This is a genomic window from Lentzea aerocolonigenes, assembly GCF_000955955.1.
Classification (GTDB): domain Bacteria; phylum Actinomycetota; class Actinomycetes; order Mycobacteriales; family Pseudonocardiaceae; genus Lentzea; species Lentzea aerocolonigenes_A.
In genome coordinates this window covers 1-18,291 of record NZ_JYJG01000347.1, presented here as the reverse complement: position 1 = coordinate 18,291, position 18,291 = coordinate 1, and the positions used below count along the sequence as shown (strand labels likewise).

The window sequence follows — 18,291 nt, the reverse complement described above, 5'->3', positions numbered from 1 at the left end:
GCGGGCAGCGGCGCGTTGCTGAAGGTGATTTCCGTTGGCGCGCCGGGGTTCCCGTTGTGGATCTTCGCGTTGATCGGCCTGCTGGCGGTCATCAACTCGGCTCTGATCAACATGCTGATGGCGTCGCGGCTGCTCTACGGCATGTCGAACGAGCAGATCATCCCGCGGTTCTTCGGCACCGTGCACCCGTTCCGCCGCACGCCGTGGATCTCGATCGTCTTCACGTCGGGCATCGCGGTGATCCTGGTGTCGTTCTTCGACATCGGCAAGCTCGGCGGCACGACGTCGTTGCTGTTGCTGGTGGTCTTCACCATCGTCAACATCGCGTGCCTGGTGCTGCGCAAGGAGAAGGTGGAGCACAAGCACTTCCGGGCGCCGACGTGGGCGCCGGTGCTCGGTTCCGTCACCTGCGCGTACCTCGCGATTCCGGTGCTGTCCGGGCGGCCGTGGGACGACTACAAGATCGCGGGCTTCCTGCTGCTGGCCGGTCTGGTGCTCTGGGCGATCAACCGCGTGACGCACGGCAAGGTGGAGATCCACCCGGAGAACCTGTCGAAGTAGCTCAGTCCAGCAGGTGCCTCAGGAACCGGTCGGGCTCACCCAGGAAGTTGCGGGTGAGCGCGACCGGTTCCGCTGCGTCGTAAGGGACTTCGTCGATCTCGCCGTCGGTGATCTCGAGGATCTGGGCGTTCGGCGCGGCGAGCAGGATCGGCGAGTGGGTGGCGATGATGAACTGCGAGCCTTCGTTGACCAGTTCGTGCATGCGCCGCAGGACCGTGAGGCATCCCTTCACGGACAGCGCTGCTTCCGGCTCGTCCAGCACGTAGAGGCCCCGGCCGCCGAACCTGTGCGTCATCAGGTCCATGAAGCTCTCGCCGTGCGACCGCTCGTGCAGCGACTTGCCGCCGTACGAGGCGTGGATGCCCTGGCCGATCCGGTCGATCTCGGTGGCGACGTTGTAGAACGACTCGGCTCTGAGGAAGAAACCGGTTCGCGGCTTCCTGGTGCCCCAGCTCAGCGTCAGGTAGTCGCCGAGCGACGACTCGGTGGCTTTCGTGGCGAAGTTGAACGACTGCGTGCCGCCCTCGGCGTTGAACCCGGCCGCCACCGCGATCGCCTCTACCAGCGTCGACTTGCCCGCGCCGTTGTCGCCGACCAGGAACGTGACGGGTGTGGTGAGCTCGATCGGGTTCTTGATCAGGTGCTGGACGACCGGGAGCGTGAACGGGTAGCGGTGCGTGTCGTGGATTTCGTCGAGCCGGATCTGGCGGATGAACGTCATCCGACGCGGGCCAGTTCGACCGGGTCGTGGGCGCAGAACACCTCGACCTCGCCCTGCTTCTTGAGCTCCTTGAGTCGCTCCACATTGGACAGACGCTGTTCGCGGATCGTCTCGGTCTGCTTGACGGTGAGCTTGAGCGCGAAGATGTTGCTCGGCGGCGTTTCGATCTCGCCGCGGTAGAAGTAGGCGTCGCCCGCGTGCAGCAGCCAGCCGTCGTCGCTCTTGACCGCGATGCCCGTGTGGCCGCGCGTGTGGCCGATGAGCGGCACCATCAGGATGTCCTCCGGCAGGCCCGCGATGTTCTTGACCGCCTCGAACCCGTACCAGTCCTCGCCCTCGGCCTTGTGCGTCTCGAACGTGACCCCGTCGCGCTGCGCCTTCGGGTACCGCGCCCGCTCTTTGGCGTTGCGCGGGTTCGTCGCCGCGTCCAGCTCGGTGTCCAGCACGTGCACGGTGGCGTTCGGGAAGTCCCGCAGCCCGCCGGCGTGGTCCAGGTCGAGGTGGGTGAGCAGGATGTGCCGCACGTCGTCGGCGGTGTGGCCGCGCTTCTCGACCTGGCAGATCGCGGTCTCGTTGATGTCCAGCAGCGGCTTGAGCAGAGTCCGGCTGAGCGGGTCGAGCGTGCCCTTCGGGTCCGTCACCTCGTGCGTGCCGAAGCCGGTGTCGACCAGGACGAGGCCCTGGTCGGTCTCGATCAGCAGGCAGTGCGCCACGATGCCGCCCGCGACCATGGGCGGACGCATGGTGCCGCAGTTGAGGTGATGAACCTTCATGGAGGATTCCTTCCGCTGGCCCCGTAGGCTGCAGCCTCATGTTGGGGATCTCGTACGAGGGTGCCACCGCTGTGATCACGACTGTAGGCGCAGGCCTGCGGTCTTTCGAAGTGGACGGCGTTCCGTATGTGGAGACATTCGGACCCGACGAGAAGCCGCCGATGAGCGCCGGGGCCGTGCTGATCCCCTGGCCGAACCGGACTGCTGGGGCTTCCTGGGTGCTGGACGGGGTTCGGCAGCAGTTGGATGTGACTGAGCCGGCTCGGGGGAACGCTATTCACGGGCTGGTTCGGCGGCGGCCTTGGTCGACGTTGGAGCACACCGGGTCGTTGGTGTCTTTGCAGACGACGGTGGAGCCTCAGGCTGGATGGCCTGCGGCGTTGTATCTCACTGTGTCGTATGCGCTGGATGACAACGGGCTGACGGTCACGCACGGGGTGAAGAACGTCGGGGATGTGGCGACGCCGTTCGGGGTTGGGACGCATCCCTATCCGCGGGCCGGGAACGCGGCTACTGATTCGTGCACGTTGACGTTGGCGGCTACGACGGTGCTGCCGTTGGATGTTGAGCGGATGGTGCCCTCAGGGGAAGCGGTTGCCGTTGAGGGGACTTCGTACGACTTCCGGGAGGGGCGGGAGCTCGCCGGCGTGCACCTGGACACGCCGTTCGGCGGGTGTGAACCGGGGCGGGACGGACTGATCCGGCACTCGCTGACCGCGGAGGACGGTGGGGTCGAGGTCTGGGCGGACCCCGCGTTCCGGTGGGTGCAGGTGTACACGCCGGACTCCTACCCGGACCGCGGGCGGGCGGTGGCGATCGAGCCGATGACGTGCCCGCCGGACGCGTTGAACTCGGGGATCGACCTGATCTGGGTCGCGCCGGGTGAGTCCTGGGGTGCCCGGTGGGGGATCAGGCCGCTCTCGTAGCGAAACGCGGGCCCAACCGTTAGCGTTGCTAACCATGAACATCGCGATCACCGGGGGCTACGTCGTTCCCGTCGACGGAGAGCCTGTCGAGGGTGGAACTGTTCTCATTCAGGACGGGAAGATCGTCGCGGTTGGGGCCGACGTCGACATTCCCGACGGGGTTGAGGTTGTCGACGCTGACGGGGCGTGGGTGCTGCCTGGCTTTGTCGAGGCGCACGGGCACATCGGTGTCCATGAGGAGGCCGAGGGGTGGGCCGGGCAGGACACCAACGAGATGACCGACCCGGTCGGCGCGCGGATGCGGGCACTCGACGCCATCAACCCCGCTGATCTCGGGTTCGGGGACGCGCTCAGCGGTGGCGTCACGACCGCGGTGATCAAGCCAGGGTCGGGGAACCCGATCGGTGGCCAGACGGTGGCGGTCAAGTGCTGGGGGCGGACTGTTGACGAGATGCTCGTCAAGGAGCCGGTGAGCGTCAAGAGTGCGCTTGGGGAGAACCCGAAGCGGGTGTACGGCGAGAAGGGGAAGTTGCCGTCCACGCGGCAAGGGGTTGCGGCGGTCATCCGGGACGAGTTGACCAAGACGCAGGATTATGTGGCGAAGAAGGCTGAGGCTGAGGCCGACGGGAAGGCCTTTGACCGCAACAACACGCAGGAGATCCTGGCGAAGGTGCTCAGTGGTGAGCTGCCTTGGTGCCAGCACGCGCATCGGGCGGATGACATCGCCACGGCCATCAGGCTGTCGGAGGAGTTCGGTTACAAGCTGATCCTCAACCACGGCACTGAAGGGCATCTGATCGCGGATCTCATCGCGGAGAAGCAGATTCCGGTGATCATCGGTCCGCTGTTCACCTCGCGGTCCAAAGTGGAGGTTCGGAACCGGGGGTTGCGGAACCCCGGGATCCTGGCGCGGGCCGGGGTGGAGCTGGCGATCACCACTGACCATCCCGTTGTGCCGATTCACTTCCTGGTGCACCAGGCCACGTTGGCGGTGAAGGAAGGGTTGGATCCGGAGGTCGCCATCAGGTCGTTGACGGTCAACCCCGCGCGGATCATGGGGCTCGATGATCGGGTCGGCGCGTTGAAGCCGGGGCTCGACGGCGATGTTGTCATCTGGTCCGGGGATCCGCTGGACGTGATGAGCCGGGCCCTGCACGTGTATGTGGAGGGGCGCGAGGTCTACACGTTCGACGAGCGGAAGGGTGAAGGGGTCGTGGCCGACCCCTTCTACCGGGAACAGCCGTAGTTGATCGTTACCGCAGGCCTCGGCCGATGACGAGGCGCTGGATCTGGTTGGTGCCTTCGAAGATTTGCAGGACCTTGGCCTCGCGCATGTAGCGCTCGACCGGGAAGTCGCGGGTGTAGCCGGCGCCGCCGAGAACTTGGACGGCGTCGGTGGTCACCTTCATGGCCGCGTCGGTGGCGATCAGCTTGGCGATCGACGCCTGCTGGCGGAAGGGGCGGCCGGCGTCGCGCATGCGGGCCGCGTGGAGGTACGTGGCTCGGGCTGATTCCACGGCGGCGGCCATGTCGGCCAGGAGGAACTCGAGGCCCTGGAATTCGATGATCGGGCGGCCGAACTGGGTGCGGGTCTTGGCGTAGGCCACGGCTTCGTCCAGGGCGGCTTGGGCCAGACCGACGGCGCAGGCGGCGATGCCCAGGCGGCCCGAGTCCAAAGCGGACAGTGCGATCTTCAGGCCGTCGCCTTCGGAACCGATCAGGCGGTCGGTGCCGAAGCGGACGTCGTCGAAAGCCAGCTGAGCGGTGATGGAGCCGGTGAGGCCCATCTTGCGTTCCGGGGTGTCGGCGGACAGGCCGCGTGCGTCGCCGGGGGCCAGGAAGCAGGAGATGCCCCGGCCGCCGTCCGGGGACGTGCGGGCCATGAGGGTGTAGAAGTCGGCGGCGCCGGCGTGGGTGATCCACGCCTTGGTGCCGTTGACGACGTACTCGGAGCCCTTGCGGACGGCTCGGGTCGACATGGCGGCCGGGTCGGAGCCCGCCTGGACCTCGGAGAGGGCGTAGCCGCCGAGGAGTTCGCCTTCGAGCATCTCGGGGAGCCAGCGGTCCTGCTGTTCGCGGGTGCCGAAGGTGGCGAGGCCGTAGCAGGACATGACGTGCACGGACATGCCGACGGCGACGGTCATCCAGGCAGAGGCGACCTCTTCGAGGGCCTGCAGGTACACCTCGTAGGGCTGCGCGCCGCCGCCGAAGTCCTCGGCGTACGGCAGGCCCAGCAGGCCGGCCCTGCCCAGCAGGCGGAACGCGTCGCGGGGGAACTTCTCGTTCTCCTCCGCGTCCGCGGCGTGGGGCTTCAGCTCGTCCCGCGCGATCTCCCTGACCAGCGCAATCAGGTCCTCGGCCTCTTGGGTGGGCAGCAGCCTCTCGGCGGGCATCGTCGACCTCCGGTGTGTACTGGTAGCTGTACTGTAGGACGTACGTCAGTACAGTTGCCAGTGAGTGTGGCAAGGTCGTCACATGACGCGGGCTCTCACGCAGCGGCAGGCTGAGCTGCTCACCCGGTTGGAGGCTCTCTTCCTCACCGAGGGCTTCGGTCACCTCACGCTCGATGACATCGCGGGCAGGCTGCACTGCTCGAAGTCGACGCTGTACGCGCTCGCCGGCAGCAAGGAACAGTTGGCCGTGCGGGTGGTCGGCCGGTACTTCAAGGGTGCCGCCGAACGCATCGAGAAGCGCATCGCAGGCCTTAACGACGTGCGCAAACGCATCGGAAGTTACCTCGCGGGCGCGGCCGAGGAGCTGTCGAAGGCCTCGGCGGCGTTCATCGCGGACGTGTCCGACTTCCCGCCGACGAGGGCGACGTACGAGCGCAACGCGCGCGCCGCCGCCGAGCGCATCAAGGCGTTCATCCAGGACGGGGTCGAGCTGCACGTGTTCCGCGAGGTGCACGCGGTGCTGTTCGCCGAGATGGCCGGGTTGCTCATCGAGAGCATCCAGACGGGTGTCCTCACGAAGCGGGCAGGCGTTTCGGACGCCGAGGCGTTCACCGCTTTGGGCGAGTTGTTGTTGGATGGGCTTCAAAGGACCGGAGCCTCCCCGAAGGAGTAGAACGCAGTGATCGTGGTTGCTGGTGAGGCACTGGTCGACATGGTGCCGGTGGGGGACGACGAGCTGACGCCGCTCGCGCCGAAGCTCGGTGGCGGGCCGTACAACGTCGCGGTGGCGTTGGGGCGGCTGGACGTGCCGACGAGCTTCCTGTCGCGGGTGTCGAGCGACCACTTCGGGGAGCAGCTGGTCAAGCGGCTGCACGCGTCGAACGTGGGCACGGAGCTGGTCCAGCGCGGACCGGAGAACACGACTTTGGCCGTCGTCGGGCTCGCCGATGACGGTTCGGCGCGCTACTCGTTCTACGTCGACGGCACGGCCGACCGGCTCGTCGAGGACCCCGGGCCGCTGCCTGCCGACGTGCGGGCCGTGTCGTTCGGCACGCTGTCGCTCGTCCTGGAGCCCGGCGCCTCGGTCTACGAGAAGGTCCTGAGGCGCGAGAGCAAGCGTTTGCTCACCGCACTCGACCCCAACATCCGGGCCGGGCTGATCGACGATCCGGGCGCCTACCGCGCGCGGTTCCGGTCGTGGCTGCCGGACGTCGGGTTGCTGAAGCTGTCCGTCGAGGACGCGCAGTGGCTCGCGGAGGAAAGCGACGTGATCGAGATCGCAAGGACGTGGATTTCACAGGGACCGGCCGCGGTCGTGCTCACCAGAGGTGGCGACGGTCTGTCGGTGATCACCGCCACGGGACAGGTCGACGTGCCGCCCGTGAAGGTGGACGTGGTCGACACGATCGGGGCCGGGGACACGGTGCAAGGTGCCCTGCTCGCGTGGCTGCACGACCACGACGTGTTGAGCGTGGAGAAGGTCCGGGCACTCGCGAGTGAGGAATGGACCGCCGCATTGACCTACGCGGGTGCCGCCGCCGCGATCACATGTTCGCGCGCGGGTGCCGAGCCGCCTTTTGCGAGCGAACTCACCGCTGCGTTGGCTGGATAAAGCCGAGGAACGGACTACCGTGAGGTAGCCGCGCTAGAAACTGGCATTACGGATGTGATGCCGGTCCCATCTCACAGAATCGGTTCACACCGCTGCTGCGAGGCGGGCCTTCCGCCGACTAGCGTGAGTGAACTCAGAAGACTCAGATCCCAACGGGGTGGTCCGAGACGACGGCAGGCCGTGCGACCTGCCGCCACCCCGTCCGAGCGTTGAGAGGGACTTGAATGCCCGACGCGACGACTGCGCCGAACGACACCCAGACCGTCGCGCTGCGCCACGGGGGCGGAGAGCTCGAGATGAAGGTGGTGCCGGCGACCGAAGGCGCGTCCGGCATCGAACTCGGCAAACTGCTGTCGACGACCGGTCTGGTAACCCTGGACACCGGTTTCGTCAACACGGCCTCCTGCTCCTCCGAGATCACCTACATCGACGGTGACGCGGGCATTCTGCGTTACCGCGGGTATCCGATCGAGCAGCTGGCCGCGCGTTCGAACTTCATCGAGGTCAGCTACCTGCTGATCTACGGCGAGCTGCCCACCCAGGCCCAGCTGGACGACTTCTCCTCCAAGATCAGCAGGCACACGCTGCTGCACGAGGACCTCAAGCGCTTCTTCGACGGCTTCCCGCGTGACGCGCACCCGATGCCGGTGCTGTCCTCCGCGGTGTCGGCCCTGTCGACCTTCTACCAGGACTCGCTGTCGCCGTTCGACGCGAACCAGGTGGAAATCTCCACGATCCGCCTGCTCGCCAAGCTGCCGACCATCGCGGCCTACGCGTACAAGAAGTCGATCGGTCAGCCGTTCCTCTACCCGGACAACTCGCTTGGCCTGGTGGAGAACTTCCTGCGGATGACCTTCGGCTTCCCGGCCGAGGCCTACGACCTCGACCCGGACCTGGTCCGCGCGCTCGACCTGCTGTTCATCCTGCACGCCGACCACGAGCAGAACTGCTCCACGTCGACCGTGCGCCTGGTCGGCTCGTCCGAGGCGAACCTCTTCGCGTCCATCTCCGCCGGCATCAACGCCCTGTTCGGCCCGCTGCACGGCGGCGCGAACAGCGCGGTGCTGGAGATGCTCGAGAAGATCAAGGCCGACGGCGGCGACGTGAAGGCGTTCGTCAACAAGGTCAAGAACAAGGAGGACGGCGTCCGCCTGATGGGCTTCGGCCACCGGGTCTACAAGAACTACGACCCGCGCGCCGCGATCATCAAGAAGACCGCCGACGAGATCCTCGGCAAGCTCGGCGCCGACGACCAGCTGCTCGACATCGCGAAGCAGCTGGAAGAGGCCGCTCTGAGCGACGAGTACTTCATCTCCCGCAAGCTCTACCCGAACGTGGACTTCTACACGGGTCTGATCTACCGGGCGATGGGCTTCCCGACGAAGTTCTTCACCGTGCTGTTCGCGCTCGGCCGTCTCCCCGGCTGGATCGCGCACTGGCGCGAGATGATCAACGACCCGGCCACGAAGATCGGCCGTCCGCGGCAGATCTACACCGGCCCGACGGAGCGCGACTTCATCTCGATGGAGAACCGCTGATCGCGTAGTACTGCTTCACCGAAAGGCGCGCCCGTTCTGCGGGCGCGCCTTTCGCTTTGTAACGTCAGAGGGTGAGCTCTCCCTCTGTTGTCTGGTTCCGTCGTGATCTGCGAACGGCCGATCATCCTGCCTTTCTCGCGGCGGCGGAACGATCTCCTCGGGCACTCGCGTTGTTCGTTCTCGACGATCGGTTGCTGAAACCGTCCGGACAGCCGCGAATCGATTTCCTGCACCGCTGTTTGCACGCGTTGAACGACCAACTCGGCGGCCGTTTGATGGTGGTGCACGGCGACCCGGTGGAGGTGGTGCCTCGGGTGGCGCGGGAGATCGGTGCGGAGAGCGTGCACATCTCCGCGGACTGCGCGCCGTACGGGCGGAAGCGCGACCAGGCCGTCGAAGAAGCGTTGGGGGACATCGAACTCGTCCGGTCCGGCTCGCCCTACGCCGTGACTCCGGGCAGGGTGCGCAAACAGGACGGAACGCCGTTCAAGGTCTTCACGCCGTTCCGCAACGCCTGGCTGGACCACGGCTGGCGCAAGCCGGCGGACACCGGCGCGTCCACTCTGGACTGGATCGAATCAGGCCACAGCGTCGAACTTCCTGCCACAACTCGAAAACTCCCGGATGCGCTCAAGCTGTGGGAGGAGTTCCGGGATGAACGACTTGAGGACTACGACAACACGCGCGACCGTCCCGACCTCGACGCGACGAGCAGGCTGTCGGCGTACCTGAGGTTCGGCGTGCTGCACCCGCGGACGTTGCTGCAGGACTGCGACGGCACGTTCCGCAGCGAGCTGGCCTGGCGTGAGTTCTACGCGGATGTGTTGTGGCACAAGCCGGAAACCGCGCGCGAGAACTACGACCGCAAGTTCGACCGGATGCAGCACGACAACGACGAGGAGCTGTTCGAGGCCTGGACGCAGGGCCGCACCGGCTACCCGATCGTCGACGCCGGCATGCGGCAGTTGTTGCAGGAAGGCTTCATGCACAACAGGGTCCGCATGATCGTGGCCAGCTTCTTGGTGAAGGACCTGCATCTGCCGTGGTGGTGGGGCGCGAGGCACTTCATGAAGCACCTCGTGGACGGCGACCTCGCGTCGAACCAGCACAACTGGCAGTGGGTCGCGGGGTGCGGCACGGACGCGGCGCCGTACTTCCGCGTGTTCAACCCGTTGACGCAGGCCAAGAAGTTCGACCCGGACGGCGCGTACGTCCGCAAGTACGCGCCGGACAGCATCGACCTGACACCGATCGTCGACCACGCCGTGGAACGACAGGTGGCCCTCGACCGGTATCAGGCCATCAAGTCAGCCTAGATCTTCAACGCTTCCCGGAGCTTCACGCGAGCGCCCGTCCGGAGCACCGCGTTCGCGTAGACCTTGCCGCCCAGCCACGTGATGGCCGCGATGGCTGCCAGGGCAAGCGCCACGGCCAGCAGCACCTGCCACGCCGGAGCGACGCCCAGTGCCATCCGGCCCGGCATCAGGATCGGCGCGAACGGCGGCAGCAGCGACAGCACCGTCACGGTCGTGCCGGACGGGCTGCCGATCATCAGGTTGATGCCTGCCACGAACGCCACGATGATCGTCATGCTGATCGGTGTCAGCACCGACTGCAGTTCCTCCTGCCGCGACACCAGCGAAGCGGCCGCCGCGAACACCGTGGCGTACAAGAAGAAACCGAGCAGGTACCACAGCACGCCGGTCAACAGGGCGGTGCCGCCGAGAGCTCCCACGTCGATCACGTCGAACGCCGACGACAGCCCGAGCCCGACCGTGGAGATCACCAGTAGCTGCAGCAGACCGACCGCGCCGAGCCCGATCACCTTGCCCAGCAACAACTGCCACGGCCGGACGGTCGCGAGCAGGATCTCGACGACGCGGCTGGACTTCTCCTCGACCACGCCCTGGGCGACCATCGTGCCGTAGACCAGCAGCGAGTAGTACAGCAGCGCGGCCACGATCAACCCGATCGCGAGGCGCTGACCTCGTTGCGGGTCAACGGGTTCCAGCGCCGTCACGGCCACGTTGACGTCCGCCAGGCTCTCCGCGACCTGCTGCGGGGTCTTGCCGGTCTCGGCGAGCTGGGCGACCAGCACCTGCTGGCGCAGCACGTCGTTCAGCGCGGTCGTCAGCACCTCGTCGCCGGAGCCCTTGACGATCATCTTCAGCTCCGGTGGCGCACCGGTGACGAGCGCGTCCAGCGAGCCGTCGCGCACCTGCTGCTCGGCGCCGGACATCGTGGTGACATCACGCGTCTCGACGTCGATGCCGAACGCACGAGCCTTCTCCTGCAACGGATCCGCGAGCTGCGTCGCCTGGCCGGAGAACCCGACGACGCTGCGCTGCTGGTCGTCGAACAGCACCGACTGCAAGACCACGTACCCGGCGAGCACGGCGATGATCACCGCTGTGCCGATCAGGAACGACCTGGTGCGCACCTTCGTGACGAACTCGCGTTTGGCCACCAACGAGACCGCTCGGGCCGACGTCATGCGCTCCTGCCCTCAGTGGTCACGACGTTGCGGAACAGCTCGGTCAGCGTGGGCCGATGGCGGGAGAACTCGTGCACGGGACCGGCGGCGAGAGCGGCGTGCAGGACGGTCTGGTCGTCGACGCCGGACGTCAGTTCCAGCACGCAGCGCGTCCCGTTCTTCTCGATCACCCGCACGCCGTCCAGCGTGACAGTCCAGTCGGTCGTTGGCGACTCAACGACCAGCCGCGGCACCCCGCCGGAGCGAAGTTCGTCCACCGTTCCGCTCGCGACCATCGAGCCGGCGCTGATGATGCCGACCCGGTCGCACAGCCGTTCCACCAGGTCGAGCTGGTGGCTGGAGAACACCACGGGCACGCCGGCGGCCGCCTTCTCGCGCAGCACCTGGCTCATCACGTCCACCGCGACCGGGTCGAGGCCGGAGAACGGCTCGTCGAGCACCAGCACGTCCGGCTCGTGCACCAGGGCGGCGGCGAGCTGGACGCGCTGCTGGTTGCCCAGCGACAGCCGCTGCACCTCGTCCGTGCGGCGGTCGCGCAGGCCCAGGCGCGCGATCCAGTTCTCCGCGCTCGTGTGGGCCTCGTTGGTGCTCATGCCGTGCAGCTCGGCCAGGTAGACGAGCTGGTCGAGCACCTTCATGCGCGGGTAGAGACCCCGCTCCTCGGGCATGTACCCGATGCGGCGGCGGGTGTCCAGGTCGACGGCTCTTCCGTTCCACCGCACCTCACCGGCGTCGGCGACGAGCACGCCCAGCGCGATCCGCATGGCCGTGGTCTTCCCGGCGCCGTTGCTGCCGACAAAACCGAAGAGCTCGCCCGCGCGAACGTCGAAGGACATGTCCCGCAGGGCAACGACCTCCCCGTAGCGCTTGGAGATCCGGTCGATCTCCAGCACCCCCTCAGGCACGGTGCACCCCTTCGTTAGCCCGGATGGCGGTAATCGGACTCAAAGTATCGGTGAGCAGGGAACGAGTGAAACGATACGGGCGTCTACGGCGAATCGAACGAACGACCAATTCACTCAACGGGGGTGACCATGGAGACCATCGACCCCGATCAGTGGCTCAAGACGTACGGGGCCAAGATCGAGCAGGCGAAGCAGCAGGCTGAGCAGGCTGTCGGCCAGCTCGGCGGTGTAGGTGGGAGCGCAAGCTCGCCGGACGGCCTGATCACGGTGACTGTCAACGCCACGGGGGTGCTGACAGACCTGCAGATCAAGCCAGAGGCTCGCGGCATGGACCCCAGCGAGATCGCCGCAGCCGTGCTCGCCGCCTCCACCAAGGCCCAGCGTGAGGCATCAGGCCGCGTCGTGCAGATCATGGGCGAGTTCGTCGGCGAGAGCCCGGCGCTCGATTTCGTGAAGGCGCAGATGCCCAACGGATACGCGGGCGACGGAACCGACGAGGAGGAACCGAAGTCGGAGTTGGAGCGCAAGGACCTTCGGCCCGACGACGAGTACTTCACCAACCCGCCCGACGTCATGGCCTGAGTGCAGGAGGGGGTTAGAGCATGCAGCAGCACTTCAACATCGATCTCGACGAGCTGAGACACCACGCGGCGGCCGTGGACCGGCTCACCGATCGGTTGCGCAAGGCCACCGACACGTGCGACCCGGGCTCGCTCACGACTGAGGCCTTCGGCGTCATCTGCGGCTTCCTGGCCCAGTTCATCCTGGAGAAGGCGGGCCTCGGGCAGGACGTGCTCGGCAAGGCCACGAACTCGTTGATGGACATGGCGACCGGGCTCAAGGAGACGGTCGAGCAGTACGAGCAGGTCGACCTCGACAACATGTTCGGCTTCAACGGAGGTCGAGGATGACCACGCAGTCGTCTCAGGGCACCAACCCTCAGCAGCTGATCAGCAGCATCTCGAACACGTACTCGTCCATCGAGCGCGGCGACTGGGTCAACGCGGGCCTGGGCATGGCCAACACGGCCATGGGCATGATCGGCATGTCCGGAAACCCGCTGAGCGGCTTCCTCGCCGCGGGCTTCAGCTGGGCGATCCAGCACGTCGACTTCCTGCGCGAGCCGTTCGACGCGCTGCTCGGCAGCCCGGAGTCGATCTCCAGGATGGCGGGCACCTACCGGTCGGCCGGCCAGCAGGTGCAGGAGATCGCGACCGAGTACGAACGCATCTGCGTCTCGCAGACCCGTGAGTGGCAGGGCAAGGCGGCCGACGCCTACCGCGCGGCGGCCAAGAAGCACGCCGACGGCATGGAGTCGCTCTCCAAGGCCACCCACGGCATCGCCGCGGCGGTCGAGGGCGCGGGCAAGCTCGTCGCCGAGGTCCGCAAGCAGATCATGGACCTGATCAGCCAGGCCGTCGCCGACATGGTCATGAAGATCATCCAGTGGCTGGCGGCGTCGATCCTGACGTTCGGCGCGGCCATCGCTGGCGCGATCGCGGATATCGTCACGACCGCGGTCAAGTACGCGAAGAAGCTGGCGGACTTCATCCAGAAGCTGCTCGGCTCGGTCAAGAAGCTGATGGACCTGGTCAAGTCGGTCTCGCAGATCGCCAAGATGGCCGAGCAGATCATCGACGCGATCTCGTCGATGGCGCAGAAGGCCGGTGGAGGCAGCGCGGGCGGCATCAGCAGGCCGACCTCGGGTGGCTTCAGCGGTATCGACAGCGCCCACCAGAACCAGGCTCACGCGGGTGCGGGCGGGACGTACTCCAGCGGCGCGGGTGCCTACCAGGGCGCCGGCCTGAGCTCGTCCGGCGGCCAGGCCAGGCCGTTCGACCCGGTCCACGGCGGCAACCCCGGCGACTACCAGCCGGGGTGGAGCGGTAACGCGGGTGGCGGCGGCGGTTCCTACACCCCGCCCACCCCGGTGCGCGGTGGCGCGGGTGGCGGTGCGGGTGGCGTCGGTCTGCCTCCCGGCCACACGGACGCCGACCACCACCTTCCCGGCAGCGGGCACACCGACGCCGATCACCACCGGCCCCCAGGCGGTGGTAGCGGCTACACCCCGCCCGGCGGTGTGGGTGTTCCCGGTGGTCCCGGTACCGGCTCCGGTCAGGGAGGCCATTGGGTTCCTGGTCACTGGGAGGCCGACAGGACCACCACGGCCGGTGGCGTGACCACGCCTCCGTCGTTCGGTTCCACGCCGACCACGACGAACGCCGACTGGTACCGCCCGACGACCACGGACCACGCCGCGACGGCTGCTGCCGGTGGCGGCGGCGGTGGTGGCGGTGGCGGCGGCATCCCCAAGGGTGGCGGCGGTGGCGGTGGCGGCATGCCCGCCGGCCTCGGCGGCGGCCCGGCAGGTGGCGGTGGTGCCGGTGGTACGTCGGCGACGCAGTTCGGTGGCGCGGCCGGTGTCATGTCCGCCGGCGGTGCGCACGGTGCTGCCGCGGCCGGTGGCGGCGGTGCCCACGGTCCTGGTGGCGGTGCCGGTGGTGCCGGCGGCGGCATGATGGGCGGCATGGGCGCCGGTGCGGGTGCCGGTGGTCAGCAGGGTGGCAACAGCGAGCACAAGCGGAAGGTGCGGCTGGAGGGCGAGGCGCTGGTCGACCCGCCCAAGGCCGCGAAGCCGGTCATCGGCGAGTGAACTGAAGTCCTTGCGCTGAGGGCGTCTGCAAGTACTACCAACTTCGTGTTGGCGGTACTTGCAGACGCCCTTTCGCTATACGACGGCGGCGAGGAGTTTCGCGATCTCCGGCGCTGCCTTCTCGCGATCCGCCGGCACCAGGCCGATTCGCGTGCGCCGGTCGAGGATGTCGTCGATGTCGAGTGCGCCCTCGTGCTGGATCGCGTGGACGATATCGGCCTCGGTGACGCCCGGCGCGATCGGCGTGGTCGGGTGCGGCTTGTCGTCGACCAGGCGGATGTCCTTGGTGCGGCAGGGGATCTGCGTCAGGTGCGTGGCGTCGACGGCGTCCGCTGCCATCTTGCGGTACGTGGTGAGCTTGCCGCCGACGATGGTGATCACGCCGTTCTGGGCCTTGAGCACGGCGTGGTGGCGGGACAGGTCCGCGGTCTGGCCCTCGGCTTCGAGCAGCGGGCGCAGGCCTGCGTAGCTGCCGATGACGTCCTCCCGAGTCAGGTTCCGTTGCAGGACACCGGACGCCGTCTTGAGCAGGAAGTCCACATCGGACTCCGGCACCTGCGGCACGTCCGGGATCTCGTCGACGGGTTCGTCGGTGAGGCCGAGGTAGGCGCGGCCGTTCGCCTGGGGGAGCAGGAGTGCGTAGCGGTTGCGTTCGCCTGGCACCGGGATCGTGAGCGCTGTTCCGGTCAGGCCAACGGTTTTCGCGTCGACGACCAGGTGCGAGCCGCGGGACGGGCGGAGGTTCACGGGCGCGAGCGTGCCTGCCCAGACGCCCGTCGCGTTGATCACCGCTTTGGCGCGGATGCTGAAGGTGGTGCCGGTGAGCGTGTCCTGGGCTTCGGCGCCGTCGCCCTGCAGTGTCAGGACTTTCGCCCGCGTGATGATTCGTGCGCCGTACCCGGCTGCGGTGCGGGCGAGGGCGACTACGAGGCGGGCGTCGTCGACCAGCTGGCCGTCGTAGTTGAGGAGCCCGCCGGTGAGGCCGGCCGGGTCGAGGCCAGGAACCAGCGCGAGTGCTTCCTGTTTCGGGACCCTGCGCGGGCGCGGGAGGACGCTGGCGGGCGTGCCGGCGGTGATGCGCAGGGCGTTGCCCGCTTTGAGGCCCGCCATGACGAAGTTGTTCGCCTTGGCGTGCAACGGGAACAGCATCGGCAGCGTGCGGGTGAGGTGCGGCGCGGTCCTGGTCATCAGGATGCCGCGCTCGACCGCGCTCTCGTGGGCGAGCTTCACATCACCCTTCGCGAGGTAGCGCAGGCCGCCGTGGACGAGCTTGCTGGACCAGCGCGACGTCCCGAACGCCAGGTCGTGCGCCTCCAGCAGCACGGTCCTGAGGCCTCGGGACGCCGCGTCGAGCGCGACACCCGTACCCGTGACGCCGCCGCCGATCACGAGGAGGTCGGCGACTTCTTCCTGTGCTGCCTGGAGGTCTTGCGCGCGGCGGGTGGCGTTCAGGGAGGTGTTCACGGTCGCAGAGCTCCGTCCAGCTGCTTGGCGAGCTCGTCCAGCAGCGAGGTGAAGTCGAGCCCGGACGTGGCGGGCTTCGTGGAGAGGACCATCGACTGCGTGGTCAGCAGCACCACGCGCGCTTGCGTTTTCGCGTCGCCGAACCGGATCGAGCCGTCGAGGTGGCCGGCTTCGACCTGTCCGATCAGGAACTGCTCCACCAGGCGCTGGGTGCTGCCCAGGCGATCGGTCAGGTACGGGAGCATCAGTTCGGCGTCGAGTTGCAGGACTCGCTGCATGAGCGGGTTGCTCGACAGGGCCTTGATCGCCTCGGTGGACCTGCTGACCAGTTGCTCTCTCGCGTTGCCTCGGGTGGTGGCCTGCTCCACCTGCTCGAGGAGGACGGCGAACTCTCTCGTCATCAGGGCGCGGACCAGGTGGTCCACGTCCGGGTAGCGGCGGTAAAGGGTCATTCGGCTCACGTTGGCGCGTTTTGCCACGTCAGTGAGGGTGGTCCGGCGTACTCCCACCTCTAGAACACACTCACGGGTCGCGTCGAGCAGCGCGTCGTGGGTGTGACGTTGAGACGTCATGTGTAACACTGTAGCAGTGACTCGGGCTCGTTGGACCACGGAAACTGTGCCGTTGCCGCCGCATGCGCTGGCTTGGTTGAGCCAGCGGGTCGGGCTGGGTGAACCGTTCGACGAGGTGCCGCTGGTGGCGCCTGAGTCGGCTCTGACCGCTGACACCTTCACGGCGTTGGAGGCTGTTTGCACGGTGTCGGTGGATGCCGTGGATCGGCTGGGGCGGTCCGGTGGGTTGTCCTACTTGGACCTGCTTCGCCATCGCGGGCACGGGACGCCTGCGGTGCCGGACGCCGTTGTGCAGCCTGCTACGCCTGACGAGGTCGTCGAGGTGTTGAAGGTCTGCGTTGAGCACGACGTTGCCGTGGTGCCGTTCGGTGGCGGGACTTCCGTGGTGGGTGGCGTGGAAGCCCTGCGTGGCTCCAAGTCCGCCGTGGTCGCTTTGGATCTGGCTGGGCTGGGCTCGCTCGTGTCCGTCGACCCCGTGTCGCGCGTGGCCGTGTTGCAGGCCGGGCTGACTGGACCTGAGGCTGAGAGATTGTTGGGGGAGCACGGGTTCACGCTGGGGCACGTGCCGCAGTCCTTCGAACGCGCCACGATCGGCGGGTTCGCGGCCACCCGGTCTGCCGGTCAGGCGTCCTCCGGGTACGGCCGATTCGAGGACATGGTCGAGTCGGTGCGGATGGCCACCCCCGTTGGGGAGTGGGTTGTCGGGGCTGCGCCGGCTTCCGCTGCTGGGCCTGACCTCAAGCAGTTGGTGCTCGGGAGTGAAGGGCTGTTCGGGGTGATCACCGAGGTTTCCGTGCGGGTGCGGCCGAAGCCTTATGGGGCCCGTTATGAGGGATTCGTGGTCGACGGGTGGGAAGCCGGCGTCGACCTCGTGCGTTCCCTTGCGCAGGACGGCGTTCTTGCGGATGTCACTCGGCTGTCCGATGTGGACGAGACTGAAGTGGCGCTGGAACTGGCAGGGTCCAAGGCTGCGCCCGTCAAGAAGTACCTGCGGTTGCGTGGGGTCAGGCAACCCTGCTTGGTGATTCTCGGGTGGGAGTGCCGGTCTCGGTCAGCGACCATGAGTGCGTTGAGCGGCAAGAAGGTTGTGCGGCTTGGGCGGGCGATGGGGGCCTCGTGGTTGCACGGGAGGTTCAACGGGCCTCGGCAGCGGGATGCGTTGCTCGACGCTGGGGTTTGTGTGGAGACGCTGGAGACTGCCACGCATTGGTCGCGGGTTTCGGAGATGCGGGATGCTGTGCGGGGGGCTTTGGTCGGTGAGCTTGGGGATCCTGTGGTGATGTGCCACGTTTCGCATGCTTATGAGACTGGGGCGTCGCTTTACTTCACCGTGTTGGTGCCGCGGGACTTGGCTGATCCTGTTGGGCAGTGGGCGCGGGCCAAGGTTGCGGCTTCTGAGGTGATCTCCCGGTTGGGGACGATCACGCATCACCATGCGGTTGGGCGGGATCATGCGCCGTGGTTGGAGAAGGAGATCGGGGGGATTGGGGTGGATGTGTTGCGGGCGGTGAAGTCTCGGTTGGATCCGACTGGGATTTTGAATCCTGGGAAGATGATTTAGGCCGTTCCGGCGGAGGCGCCTTCGGCGCGCGCACCGGTTGCCGTTGCCGTCTCCCTGGTTCGTTGGCGGGCGTCGGTTTCGAGTCCGTAGGTGGTTGGGTTGCGAGAGTTCACCTTGC

The 18,291-nt window shown here is 67.3% G+C and carries 18 protein-coding genes; 11 read left to right on the top strand and 7 right to left on the bottom strand.

The annotated features are described in order from the left end of the window. Nucleotides 1-561, top strand: a 561-nt coding sequence (locus UK23_RS36925; protein WP_045316410.1) for an APC family permease, incomplete at its 5' end; no start/stop codon positions are given. Between the two features lies 1 nt (nucleotide 562). Here UK23_RS36925 and UK23_RS36920 read toward each other — a convergent pair. Beyond that, entirely contained in the window at nucleotides 563-1,282 is a 720-nt protein-coding gene (locus UK23_RS36920; RefSeq protein ID WP_045316407.1) for an AAA family ATPase, read from the bottom strand. Then, a complete protein-coding gene (locus UK23_RS36915; RefSeq protein ID WP_045316406.1) occupies nucleotides 1,279-2,055 on the bottom strand; it encodes an MBL fold metallo-hydrolase in 777 nt (258 codons plus the stop codon). Before UK23_RS36915 ends, UK23_RS36920 begins: the two co-directional genes overlap by 4 nt. 38 nt (nucleotides 2,056-2,093) lie before the next feature. Between UK23_RS36915 and UK23_RS36910 the strand changes: the two genes are divergently transcribed. Next, nucleotides 2,094-2,981 (top strand): aldose 1-epimerase family protein, encoded by an 888-nt coding sequence (locus UK23_RS36910; protein ID WP_045316405.1) that lies wholly within the window; start codon nucleotides 2,094-2,096, stop codon nucleotides 2,979-2,981. A gap of 34 nt (nucleotides 2,982-3,015) precedes the next feature. After that, a complete protein-coding gene (locus tag UK23_RS36905) occupies nucleotides 3,016-4,227 on the top strand; it encodes an amidohydrolase (protein WP_045316404.1) in 1,212 nt (403 codons plus the stop codon). Nucleotides 4,228-4,234: 7 nt separating this feature from the next. On the opposite strand, the gene UK23_RS36900 is transcribed toward UK23_RS36905, so the two are convergent. Further along, entirely contained in the window at nucleotides 4,235-5,374 is a 1,140-nt protein-coding gene (locus UK23_RS36900; RefSeq protein ID WP_045316403.1) for an acyl-CoA dehydrogenase family protein, read from the bottom strand. A gap of 82 nt (nucleotides 5,375-5,456) precedes the next feature. Here UK23_RS36900 and UK23_RS36895 point away from each other — a divergent pair, with 82 nt between their 5' ends. The 4 genes from UK23_RS36895 (at nucleotide 5,457) to UK23_RS36880 (ending at nucleotide 9,840) form a co-directional block, all read left to right on the top strand. Next, on the top strand, nucleotides 5,457-6,047 hold the full coding sequence (locus tag UK23_RS36895) for a TetR/AcrR family transcriptional regulator (protein WP_045316402.1): 591 nt from the start codon (nucleotides 5,457-5,459) through the stop codon (nucleotides 6,045-6,047). A 6-nt stretch (nucleotides 6,048-6,053) separates the two neighbouring features. Continuing rightward, the gene (locus tag UK23_RS36890) at nucleotides 6,054-6,986 is read left to right on the top strand and encodes a carbohydrate kinase family protein (RefSeq protein WP_045316401.1); all 933 of its coding nucleotides are present in this window, start codon (nucleotides 6,054-6,056) and stop codon (nucleotides 6,984-6,986) included. Nucleotides 6,987-7,210: 224 nt separating this feature from the next. Further along, entirely contained in the window at nucleotides 7,211-8,524 is a 1,314-nt protein-coding gene (locus UK23_RS36885; protein ID WP_045316400.1) for a citrate synthase, read from the top strand. 107 nt (nucleotides 8,525-8,631) lie between these two features. Then, nucleotides 8,632-9,840, top strand: a complete 1,209-nt coding sequence (locus tag UK23_RS36880) for a cryptochrome/photolyase family protein (RefSeq protein ID WP_419503916.1) — start codon at nucleotides 8,632-8,634, stop codon at nucleotides 9,838-9,840. On the opposite strand, the gene UK23_RS36875 is transcribed toward UK23_RS36880, so the two are convergent. Both UK23_RS36875 and UK23_RS36870 read right to left on the bottom strand, forming a co-directional pair. After that, on the bottom strand, nucleotides 9,837-11,018 hold the full coding sequence (locus UK23_RS36875; RefSeq protein ID WP_045316398.1) for an ABC transporter permease: 1,182 nt from the start codon (nucleotides 11,016-11,018) through the stop codon (nucleotides 9,837-9,839). The two genes, UK23_RS36880 and UK23_RS36875, sit on opposite strands and share 4 nt — an antisense overlap. Next, nucleotides 11,015-11,923: an ABC transporter ATP-binding protein gene (locus UK23_RS36870; protein WP_082115277.1), complete on the bottom strand. Its 909-nt coding sequence runs from the start codon at nucleotides 11,921-11,923 to the stop codon at nucleotides 11,015-11,017. The genes UK23_RS36875 and UK23_RS36870 overlap by 4 nt, the downstream gene beginning before the upstream one ends. 129 nt (nucleotides 11,924-12,052) lie before the next feature. On the opposite strand from UK23_RS36870, the gene UK23_RS36865 reads away from it, so the two are divergent. From UK23_RS36865 to UK23_RS36855, 3 genes are read left to right on the top strand one after another with little or no spacing between them, the layout of a single operon-like run. Next, on the top strand, nucleotides 12,053-12,505 hold the full coding sequence (locus UK23_RS36865; protein WP_052685390.1) for a YbaB/EbfC family nucleoid-associated protein: 453 nt from the start codon (nucleotides 12,053-12,055) through the stop codon (nucleotides 12,503-12,505). A gap of 20 nt (nucleotides 12,506-12,525) precedes the next feature. Next, on the top strand, nucleotides 12,526-12,834 hold the full coding sequence (locus UK23_RS36860) for a type VII secretion target (protein WP_045316396.1): 309 nt from the start codon (nucleotides 12,526-12,528) through the stop codon (nucleotides 12,832-12,834). Next, nucleotides 12,831-14,576 (top strand): WXG100 family type VII secretion target, encoded by a 1,746-nt coding sequence (locus UK23_RS36855; RefSeq protein ID WP_045316395.1) that lies wholly within the window; start codon nucleotides 12,831-12,833, stop codon nucleotides 14,574-14,576. Before UK23_RS36860 ends, UK23_RS36855 begins: the two co-directional genes overlap by 4 nt. A gap of 75 nt (nucleotides 14,577-14,651) precedes the next feature. On the opposite strand, the gene UK23_RS36850 is transcribed toward UK23_RS36855, so the two are convergent. Together UK23_RS36850 and UK23_RS36845 are read right to left on the bottom strand one after the other, a co-directional pair. Continuing rightward, on the bottom strand, nucleotides 14,652-16,040 hold the full coding sequence (locus UK23_RS36850) for a glycerol-3-phosphate dehydrogenase/oxidase (protein ID WP_045316394.1): 1,389 nt from the start codon (nucleotides 16,038-16,040) through the stop codon (nucleotides 14,652-14,654). After that, entirely contained in the window at nucleotides 16,037-16,612 is a 576-nt protein-coding gene (locus UK23_RS36845; RefSeq protein ID WP_045316393.1) for a TetR/AcrR family transcriptional regulator, read from the bottom strand. The genes UK23_RS36850 and UK23_RS36845 overlap by 4 nt, the downstream gene beginning before the upstream one ends. Between UK23_RS36845 and UK23_RS36840 the strand changes: the two genes are divergently transcribed. After that, nucleotides 16,611-18,173, top strand: coding sequence for an FAD-binding oxidoreductase (locus UK23_RS36840; protein WP_052685389.1), 1,563 nt, complete (start codon nucleotides 16,611-16,613; stop codon nucleotides 18,171-18,173). The two genes, UK23_RS36845 and UK23_RS36840, sit on opposite strands and share 2 nt — an antisense overlap. Nucleotides 18,174-18,291 lie beyond the last annotated feature (118 nt).

Excerpts from the sequence above, each read along its gene's own strand:
- UK23_RS36920 (WP_045316407.1), bottom strand. The coding sequence starts at position 1,282 with ATGACGTTCATCCGCCAGATCCGGCTCGACGAAATCCACGACACGCAC.
- UK23_RS36915 (WP_045316406.1), bottom strand. The coding sequence starts at position 2,055 with ATGAAGGTTCATCACCTCAACTGCGGCACCATGCGTCCGCCCATGGTC.
- UK23_RS36910 (WP_045316405.1), top strand. The coding sequence starts at position 2,094 with ATGTTGGGGATCTCGTACGAGGGTGCCACCGCTGTGATCACGACTGTA.
- UK23_RS36905 (WP_045316404.1), top strand. The coding sequence starts at position 3,016 with ATGAACATCGCGATCACCGGGGGCTACGTCGTTCCCGTCGACGGAGAG.
- UK23_RS36900 (WP_045316403.1), bottom strand. The coding sequence starts at position 5,374 with ATGCCCGCCGAGAGGCTGCTGCCCACCCAAGAGGCCGAGGACCTGATT.
- UK23_RS36895 (WP_045316402.1), top strand. The coding sequence starts at position 5,457 with ATGACGCGGGCTCTCACGCAGCGGCAGGCTGAGCTGCTCACCCGGTTG.
- UK23_RS36885 (WP_045316400.1), top strand. The coding sequence starts at position 7,211 with ATGCCCGACGCGACGACTGCGCCGAACGACACCCAGACCGTCGCGCTG.
- UK23_RS36875 (WP_045316398.1), bottom strand. The coding sequence starts at position 11,018 with ATGACGTCGGCCCGAGCGGTCTCGTTGGTGGCCAAACGCGAGTTCGTC.
- UK23_RS36865 (WP_052685390.1), top strand. The coding sequence starts at position 12,053 with ATGGAGACCATCGACCCCGATCAGTGGCTCAAGACGTACGGGGCCAAG.
- UK23_RS36860 (WP_045316396.1), top strand. The coding sequence starts at position 12,526 with ATGCAGCAGCACTTCAACATCGATCTCGACGAGCTGAGACACCACGCG.
- UK23_RS36855 (WP_045316395.1), top strand. The coding sequence starts at position 12,831 with ATGACCACGCAGTCGTCTCAGGGCACCAACCCTCAGCAGCTGATCAGC.
- UK23_RS36840 (WP_052685389.1), top strand. The coding sequence starts at position 16,611 with ATGTGTAACACTGTAGCAGTGACTCGGGCTCGTTGGACCACGGAAACT.
- UK23_RS36845 (WP_045316393.1), bottom strand. The coding sequence starts at position 16,612 with ATGACGTCTCAACGTCACACCCACGACGCGCTGCTCGACGCGACCCGT.